Origin of the sequence: Streptomyces prasinopilosus (assembly GCF_001419695.1) — a bacterium.
Taxonomy (GTDB): domain Bacteria; phylum Actinomycetota; class Actinomycetes; order Streptomycetales; family Streptomycetaceae; genus Streptomyces; species Streptomyces prasinopilosus.
The window spans coordinates 1-1,261 of the sequence record NZ_LIRG01001017.1 but is presented as its reverse complement, the minus strand read 5'-3'; the positions used below and the strand labels follow the sequence as shown (position 1 = coordinate 1,261).

Here is a 1,261-nt window from a genome sequence, read left to right as displayed (position 1 = left end):
AGATGGTGATAAGAGACAGGTCCCCGCCGGGGCCCCCGGGCTCCCGCCCGCCGTAAGGTGAGACACATGAACGATCGCATGGTGTGGATCGACTGCGAGATGACCGGCCTCTCGCTGTCGGACGACGCGCTCATCGAGGTGGCCGCCCTCGTCACCGACTCCGAGCTGAACGTGCTCGGCGACGGTGTCGACATCGTCATCCGCCCGCCGGACGGGGCGCTGGAGACGATGCCGGAGGTGGTGCGCCAGATGCACACCGCGTCCGGACTGCTCGACGAGCTGGCGGACGGCACCACGCTGGAGGACGCCGAGCAGCGCGTCCTCGCGTACGTGAAGGAGCACGTCAAGGAGCCCGGCAAGGCCCCCCTGTGCGGCAACTCCGTCGGCACGGACCGCGGGTTCCTGCTGCGGGACATGCCGACGCTCGAGGACTACCTGCACTACCGCATCGTCGACGTGTCCAGCATCAAGGAGCTGTCGCGCCGCTGGTACCCGAGGGCCTACTTCAACAGCCCCGAGAAGAGCGGCAACCACCGGGCGCTGGCCGACATCCGCGAATCCATCGCGGAACTGCGCTACTACCGCGAGGCCGTCTTCGTGCCGCAGCCGGGCCCCGACTCGGAGACGGCGAAGAAGATCGCCGCCAAGCACGTCCTGCCCGCGCGGTAGGCACGCGGCGGGCGTCCGGCGGGCGGCTTCCGAGGGCCGTCCGGGGGGCGCCGCGAAACCCTGGCGCGAGCACCCCTGCGGACCAGGTACACTTTTTCTCGGCGCGGTCGGGAAAGACCCGGTCTCCTCCGACGGCCGCCATGGTGGGTGTAGCTCAGCTGGTAGAGCACCTGGTTGTGGTCCAGGATGCCGCGGGTTCAAGTCCCGTCACTCACCCTCCGGCAAGAGGCCGGTGACCTGCAGCAATGCGGTCACTGGCCTCTTGCGTTCCGGGTACGCCCGCTCCCTCGCGACGAAGGCCGTCGGGCACACCGGGCACCCCACCCCCGGCACCGCGCACGCCCGCGCCTCCGGCACGGACCGCACCGAACGGCTCGCCCGGACCGGTGGGCCCACCCCCGTCATCTCCGCGCCTCCGCCCCGTCCGGGCGCGCCGGACGGGGTCACGACGAGGCGCGCTCCACCAGCTCCGTGGCCAGCACCACCTGGCGCCGGTCCAGTTCCCGGGAGGCGGCCGGGCGGCGGTCGGCCACCTCGGCGCGGAGGCGGCCGATCATCGTGCGGCCCATCTCCTGGATGGGCTGGCGCACGC

General features: G+C 71.7%; 1 protein-coding gene, 1 tRNA gene and 1 pseudogene. 2 read left to right on the top strand and 1 reads right to left on the bottom strand.

Going from position 1 to position 1,261, the window contains the following annotated elements:
* The first annotated feature begins 66 nt into the window (after positions 1-66).
* Together orn and AOK18_RS29720 are read left to right on the top strand one after the other, a co-directional pair.
* Positions 67-669: an oligoribonuclease gene (gene orn, locus AOK18_RS29725; protein WP_055696308.1), complete on the top strand. Its 603-nt coding sequence runs from the start codon at positions 67-69 to the stop codon at positions 667-669.
* A 143-nt stretch (positions 670-812) separates the two neighbouring features.
* A tRNA-His gene (locus AOK18_RS29720) sits at positions 813-885 on the top strand.
* A 227-nt stretch (positions 886-1,112) separates the two neighbouring features.
* On the opposite strand, the pseudogene AOK18_RS35030 reads toward AOK18_RS29720, so the two are convergent.
* Positions 1,113-1,261 (bottom strand): annotated as a pseudogene (locus AOK18_RS35030) (LacI family transcriptional regulator); the annotation flags it as partial.